This window comes from Bradyrhizobium sp. PRIMUS42 (genome assembly GCF_023006515.1).
Lineage (GTDB): Bacteria > Pseudomonadota > Alphaproteobacteria > Rhizobiales > Xanthobacteraceae > Bradyrhizobium.
In genome coordinates this window covers 1-6808 of the sequence record NZ_JALBGZ010000333.1, presented here as the reverse complement: position 1 = coordinate 6808, position 6808 = coordinate 1, and the positions used below count along the sequence as shown (strand labels likewise).

Annotated in this window: 8 protein-coding genes; 2 read left to right on the top strand and 6 right to left on the bottom strand. The window is 63.9% G+C overall.

Translation table 11 applies throughout. The features are described 5' to 3' along the window. Positions 1-199: 199 nt before the first annotated feature. From MOV75_RS22470 to MOV75_RS22450, 5 genes are all read right to left on the bottom strand, one after another. Entirely contained in the window at positions 200-754 is a 555-nt protein-coding gene (locus tag MOV75_RS22470) for a TIGR02281 family clan AA aspartic protease (protein WP_246930066.1), read from the bottom strand. 28 nt (positions 755-782) lie between these two features. Continuing rightward, complete coding sequence (locus MOV75_RS22465; protein ID WP_246930068.1) at positions 783-986, bottom strand: DUF1289 domain-containing protein; 204 nt, start codon at positions 984-986, stop codon at positions 783-785. Positions 987-1030: 44 nt separating this feature from the next. Beyond that, entirely contained in the window at positions 1031-2626 is a 1596-nt protein-coding gene (locus tag MOV75_RS22460) for a HAMP domain-containing sensor histidine kinase (protein WP_246930070.1), read from the bottom strand. A 137-nt stretch (positions 2627-2763) separates the two neighbouring features. Beyond that, positions 2764-4044 (bottom strand): sodium:proton antiporter NhaD, encoded by a 1281-nt coding sequence (gene nhaD / locus MOV75_RS22455; RefSeq protein WP_246930072.1) that lies wholly within the window; start codon positions 4042-4044, stop codon positions 2764-2766. Positions 4045-4073: 29 nt separating this feature from the next. Continuing rightward, positions 4074-4256 carry a hypothetical protein gene (locus MOV75_RS22450; RefSeq protein WP_247006637.1) on the bottom strand — a complete coding sequence of 61 codons (183 nt, stop codon included), beginning with the start codon at positions 4254-4256 and terminating at the stop codon, positions 4074-4076. A gap of 163 nt (positions 4257-4419) precedes the next feature. Here MOV75_RS22450 and MOV75_RS22445 point away from each other — a divergent pair, with 163 nt between their 5' ends. Both MOV75_RS22445 and MOV75_RS22440 read left to right on the top strand, forming a co-directional pair. Then, positions 4420-5427, top strand: a complete 1008-nt coding sequence (locus tag MOV75_RS22445) for a 2-dehydropantoate 2-reductase (protein ID WP_247006636.1) — start codon at positions 4420-4422, stop codon at positions 5425-5427. An 18-nt stretch (positions 5428-5445) separates the two neighbouring features. Then, entirely contained in the window at positions 5446-5661 is a 216-nt protein-coding gene (locus MOV75_RS22440) for a hypothetical protein (RefSeq protein WP_247006634.1), read from the top strand. Between the two features lie 153 nt (positions 5662-5814). Here MOV75_RS22440 and MOV75_RS22435 read toward each other — a convergent pair whose 3' ends face one another. Beyond that, positions 5815-6438 (bottom strand): hypothetical protein, encoded by a 624-nt coding sequence (locus MOV75_RS22435; RefSeq protein WP_247006633.1) that lies wholly within the window; start codon positions 6436-6438, stop codon positions 5815-5817. Positions 6439-6808 lie beyond the last annotated feature (370 nt).

Genomic DNA, 6808 nt, shown 5'->3' with positions numbered 1-6808 from the left:
AGTGGGCCTATTGGATGGAAGGCAAGCCGGCCTCGAAGTGCTGCGCGATGCGATCGCGCGCGTCGGTGCACGCGTGCCGGCCGAGGCGGCGTAAGTCGGCTAAGCATGATCCGGAAAAGTGCGCAGCGGTTTTCCGAAAAGATCATGCTTAAATAACAACCTGAAGCCCGATGGCGATCCATCCTGATCGCATCGCGCTTTAGTCGATCGCCGTGCGCGAGCGGCGGTGGCCGCTCTGAAGCTCGGGATAGCCCGTGAGCATCAGCTTGTCGGCGCGGACGCCCCAGCTTTCCAGGCGGTCGAGGAAGCTCATGCCGAGCAGATTGGTCTTCATCTGCCCGCGCTGGACGACGAGGGCCGGCACCGATTTTTCAACCAGATGGCCGACGGAGAGGCGCTCCAGCGTGAGGCGAGCTGCCTTGGTATGACCACCGGCGGTTTCGAGATCGACGTCGTATTCGAGCATCTCGAGCGGCAGCCCGATTGCTTTCGCGGTTTCCCAGGTCAGCACGACCGACGTCGCACCGGTATCGATCACCATCGGCGCTGCGACACCGTTGATCTTCGCACGCAGCGCAAATTCGCCGCCCTGGCCGCGTGGGATCTGCACGGCGGGGGCGGGCGTCGCCGTCTGCGCGCGAAAAATGTGCGAGACCTTGTGGCTGGCGCGCGCGATCTGATCGGGATCACCATAGGCGACGACCGCACCTGCCGTGCCGGCGAGCATGACGAGAACGAGCAGGAAGCGGATCATTGCGCGCCTCCGGAGGCGCGCAGGCCGCTCAGGTGCGTTTGAGAGATCCCACGATCGGCACAAGTCCAGCTTCCGTCATGCGTGCCGGCAACAGGGCCATGACCGCGAGCCGGTCCGCGCTTTCCATGGCGTGCCAGCGCGCGATCTCGGGCAAGGTCCGGCCGCAGCCGAAGCATAGCTTGGTCCTGGGATCGATCATGCAGACTGCGACGCACGGCGTTTCTTTGCTCATTCGGACATAGTGGGGGATTGTCGGGCATGTCTGCAAGCATCTGGTTACGAGCCCGTGCCTGCGCTCATGATCGGCTTGTGGCGCGGCCGGCGCTTCTCGTCGGGCAGTACGGAACTCTCCGGCTGGAGCGGCGGAGAATCATCCGACAGCGGTGCAAGCGCGCTCATGACGCGCTCCGGCGGGAAGGTGACGATCACCTCGGTGCCGATGCGCAGCTTGGATTTCAGCGTGAACGTGCCGCCATGCAGGTCGATCAGATTCTTGGCGATCGGCAGACCGAGACCGGCGCCCTGTTCGGCCGACTTGATCGAGTTGGAGCCCTGGCCGAACGAGGCGAGCACGACCGGGATCTCGTCCTCGGGAATGCCGGAGCCGGAATCCTTCACCGAGAGATATTGTCCACCCGAAGCGGTCCAGCCGGCCTTGAGCCAGATCTCGCCGCCCTGCGGGGTGAACTTGATCGAGTTGGACAGCAGATTGAGCACGACCTGGCGGATCGCGCGCTCGTCGGCCCAGAGCCGCGGCATGGCCTGCTCGAACACTTCGTGGATGGTGATGCCGCGGCTCGAGGCACGCAGCTTCATCAGATGATGGCAGTCGGCGACGATGCCGACCAGTGACACCGCTTCCTCGTTCAGCTCGTAGCGGCCGGCCTCGATCCGCGACAGATCTAGGATCTCGTTGATGAGGTTGAGCAGGTGCACGCCCGAATTGTGGATGTCCGCCGAGTACTCCTTGTAGACCGGTACCGCATGCGCGCCGAAAATCTCGCTCTTCATCACCTCGGAGAAACCAAGGATGGCATTCAGCGGCGTGCGCAGCTCGTGGCTCATCTGCGCGAGGAAGCGCGACTTGGCGACGTTGGCGGATTCGGCGCGATGGCGCGCTTCGTCCGAGATCGCCTTGGCCTGTTCGAGCTCGCCGATCAGCGCGTCCTTTTCGGCGCGTGCTTCCAGCGTGGCGAAGGTGGAGGAGTGCAGGCGATGCGCCAGCAGCACGAAGTAGCCTTCGGCGGCGAGCGCCAGCGCAGCCAGGACGTAATTGTCCAGCGAGCCGGTCATCGCGAAGCTCAGCGCCATTGCGACCGCGACCGGCGCGGTGGCGGCAAGGGCGGCGATCGGCAGATTGGCGGCGAGCATGCTCGATACTGCGATCACCAGCAGCATCAGGAACATCATCAGCGTTTCCGTGACCATATCGAGCACGGGATGGATCAGGATCGCCATCCAGCACAGGCCATAGAGCAGGTCGAGCACGACGAAGCGCGTCCGCCATGCCCGCGTCGCGGCTGGAGAGCTGGGCTCGGTCAGGAACCGCCGGCAACTGCGGATCATGGCGCTGTGAATGCAGAGCATGCCCGCGGTCCAGGCTGCGGCCGGGATCGGCTGCATCCACAGCCCGAACAGCACGCCGGTCGCGACCACCAGCAGCATCACGACGTAGGAAGCCGATAGCCGCGTCTGGGCGTATTGACGCAGCATCTCGGCGTCGAAGGCCGGCCGGGTTCCGCTGGTCGATGTTAACTTGTCGCGGGCCTCGCGCACCCGCTGCGCCGCAGCCCTTCGGCTGCTCGCCGATGGAGCGCTCACCGGCTCGGCCGGAAGCTCCACAACCTCGGGCTTTTCAGCGGGGTTACTCATCAAGCAACACGATTCCTGCCCACGCCGGACGCGGGCCTTCTGCATTCTCTATCTCTGGCAAGAAATCCTTAAGAGGTGACTTAAGGAGCTAAAGAATTACGTTAACCCGGCGTTAATTTGGATCTCGGCCGTGCCGATCAATTCAGCGCCGCATACTGTACGATGTATACCACCGCTCCGGCCAGATATCCCACGAGCGCGGGACCTGCGATGCGGCGGGCGTACCAGAAGAACTCGATCTTCTCGAGCCCCATGGCGGCAACGCCCGCGGCCGAGCCGATGATCAGGATCGAGCCGCCAGTGCCGGCGCAATAGGCGATGAACTCCCAGATGAAGCTGTCCGGCGGATATTGCGTCAGATTGTACATGCCCATCGTTGCCGCGACGAGCGGCACGTTGTCGATGATGGCGCTCAAGAGGCCGAGCAGGATGACGATGATGTCGAGACGACCGACCGTGGCGTCGAGCCATTTGGCCAACAGCTCGAGGACGCGGGCGTGCTCCAGGCACGCGACGGCCATGAGGATGCCGACGAAGAACACGATGGAACTCATGTCGATGCGGGTCAGCGCATGGACGAGGGTGAGGGGGCGACGCGCATCCTCGTCCTTGTGGCGGTGAACGATCTCGCCGACCAGCCAGAGGATCCCCAGCCCGAACAGGATGCCCATGAAGGGGGCGAGGTGCGTCACGGCCTTGAAAACCGGGACCGCGACCAGTGTACCGAGCCCGAGATAGAACATCAGATTGCGCTCGAACAGCTCGACCCTGAGAGCCTGCGCTTCCCGCTGCAGCGGCGGACCGATGTCCTTCCCCCTGACAGAGTAGCCGATGATGAGCAGGGGTATCAGCAAATTGAGCAGTGACGGCAGGAACACCGCCTTCATGATGCTGACAGGCGTGATCTGCCCCCCGATCCAGAGCATCGTCGTCGTGACGTCTCCGATCACGGTCCAGGCGCCGCCGGCATTGGCGGCAATCACGATGATGGACGCAAACAGCAGGCGGTCGTTTTTGTTGCCGATCAGCTTCTGGATCAGCGAGATCATCACGATGGTGGTTGTCAGATTGTCGAGGATCGAGCTCAGGAAGAACGTCACGAAGCCGATGATCCACATCAGAGTGGTCTGCTTCGTGGTGCGGATGATCGAGGTGATGACTTCGAAGCCGTTGTGGGCGTCGATCACCTCGACGATCGTCATGGCGCCGATCAGGAAGAAGACGATTTGCGCAGTCGATGCGACGGATTCGTCGAGCTGGTGGTTGACAAGCGAGGCGTCGCCGACGGACATCGCATAGATGGTCCAGAGCAGGCCCGCCCCCAGGAGAGCCGAAGCGCTCTTGTTGACGCCGAGCGGGTGTTCGAGCGCGATGGCTGCGTACGCAACGATGAAAACGGCGGCTATCGCGCTCAGCAAATCGGTCCCCCCCGAATTCGTTGTTCGGCTCAATTTGCGCTTGTCCGGCCTTTACGCGGCGTCGCGCAGGCGTCAAGGCCGGTGACGGTCGCGAGCAGCCCGAGCAACGCCATGGTCATCGGCGACATGCCGCCGGAGGATTTCTCGGAGCTCGGCGTAGAGGGGCCGCGGGGGCCGTTCTGCATGCCGTTGAGGACGTCGAGTAGACCCATGGTGCTCTCCTTTGGCGTCTCGTTCGGCGAGCGCTCGCCGCTGACTGCCCCCCGGGGCAAAAACATATGAGGCTCTCATGACGGTTACAAGGCGGATGCGACGTGATGGGCAGCCGGTCTCGCCTCTGCTATCGAGGGCGGGTCGTTCAGGGAGCAAGGCCAAGTGATGACGGATCGACCGATCGTGTTGGCCGGCGCGGGTGCCATCGGCTGCTTCGTCGGCGGCATGCTGGCGACCGCGGGCCGCCGCGTCGCGCTGCTGGTGCGGCCGCGGATGAAGACCGAGATCGAGCGGTTCGGCCTGCGGTTGACCGATTTCGACGGCTCCGAGAAGAAGCTCGGTGCGGGCCAGCTCGCGCTGTCGGAGGATCCTTCGATCTTCCACAGCGCGGGCATCGTGCTGGTCACGGTGAAGAGCGCCGACACCGCCGATGTCGCGGACCAGATCGCACAGCATGCGCCCGAGGATGCCGTCATCGTCTCGCTTCAGAACGGCGTCGGCAATGTCGCGGTGCTGCGCGAGCGGCTCGGCCGCCGCCGCGTGCTCGCCGGTATGGTGCCGTTCAACGTGATTGCAATGGGCGAGGGACGCTTCCATCGCTCGACCTCCGGCGACATCCATATCGGCGAGGATGCCGAGAACACGGCGGCGGCGCTCTCGGTGCCCGGCCTTGCCATGCGCGCGAGCGGCGACATCACCGGCGTGCAATGGGGCAAGCTGATCATCAATCTGAACAATGCGCTCAGCGCGCTGTCCGACATGCCGCTCGCCGCGCAACTGGCCAACCGCGACTGGCGCAGGCTGTTCGCGGACCAGATGGCCGAGGGGCTCGCCGCGCTGAAGGCCGCCGGTATCGCGCCGGTCTCGGCGACGCCGATCCCGATGAACTGGACGCCCGCCTTGCTGCGGCTCCCCGACATGATCTTCAACGCGATCCTGGGACGAACCATGAAGATCGATCCCGAGGCGCGCTCCTCGATGTGGCAGGACCTGAAACAGGGCCGCAAGACCGAGATCGACTATCTCCAGGGCGCAGTCATCGCGCTCGCCGAGCAAAGCCATGTCGAGGTGCCGCTGATGCGCCGCATTGTTGCGCTGATCAAGCAAGCCGAGGCGGCCGGCAACGGACCGCCGCATCTGACGCCGCCGCAGATCCGCGGCGTGGCTTGAGTGCGAGGGAGGAACGTGATGAAGCGTGGTTTTGTAATCGGGCTCGCGCTTGCCGCGTTCTGCGGCGCATCGACGCTCGCTCACGCGAGGCCGCCGACGGTCTTGAACTCTCCCGGTTATGATAGGCGATTGCAGGAGAGCCGGTCGCAGTTGGGCAGTTCGCCGACAGTTAGCGAGCCCGCGACGGCGCCGGTGGTCAAACCGAGGCACAGCAAGAAGAGGCGCACGAACTGAGGGTGGGAGTTGATCTCCATCCAACTCGTCATTGCGGCTTGTAGGGTGGCAAAAGCGAAGCGTGCCCACCATCGTACTTTGTCTTGCCGGAGTGGTGGGCACGGCGCGCGAAGCGCGCGCCTTTGCCCACCCTACAAGTCGGTGCGAGAAAACTCAGCTCTTCTTCGCCGGCTTGCTCGGGATCGGGTTGAACAGCTTCTTCAGATCGTTCAAGCTTTCCGATAGCCGCGGCCATTCGCAGGAGAACGAGCCCTTGGTGCAGGTTGCGCCCTTCGGCCGCGGACCTACGGTCTGCTGCACCTTCGGTCGCTCGGCGGGGATAGGCACGCGCTCGACGTCGGTTCGCAATGCGATCTGCTGCAGTTGCCGCGCCTGTTGCTCCTGCTGCTCGCGCTGTTGGCGCGCGGTTGCCTGGGCGGCTTCGTTACTGCGCCGCTCTTTGGCGAGATAGGCGGTGTAGGCTTCGTCGATCTTCTTCTGCTCCTCCGGCGTCGGGTTGGGCCCGGCGATGTCGAAGGTGCGATCCTGCAGGAAGTCGTAATAGGAATAACCGCCGCCTGGCTTGCGGCGGCCGGCAAACTTGGCGTTGCAGTTGGCAAGCGCGGATGTCTTCTCGGCCTTGGTCGCGGCCTTCTCGGCGGCGTCGGCGCATTCTTCGAAGTCGACCGGCGCGCGCTTCCACCATTGCGCCTGGACATGCGGTAGCGTCAGCAGAAGACATCCTGCTGCGGCAACGAGAAGGAGCACCGCACGACGCAATGCAATCAGGGACGACATTCTACGAGAGCATTCCTTGCAAAACTCAACCCGAACTGAGTCGAGCCAGATTTTTGCCTCTTTATCGCCGGCTTGTCACCCATGGAACCCGGGAAATTCATGGCTGTGATGCTGACATTTTGTGCTTGACGTGGCGCAGGAGTCACAGCGTCGCGCTGGCCGGCTGCTACACTTCGCCCCGCGACCGCCTCATCCGAGGCGACGCCAAGAAAACGAAATGGAAACACCTGATGTTGCTGCCCCTGTCCGACGTGCCGCGCTGGTACGCTGAGCGCAAACCACCCGGCACGATCGCCGTCCGCCATGGGCAGGACGCGCTGACATGGGACGAGCTCGAGCGCGGTGCCAACCGGCGCGCGCGGGCGTTCTC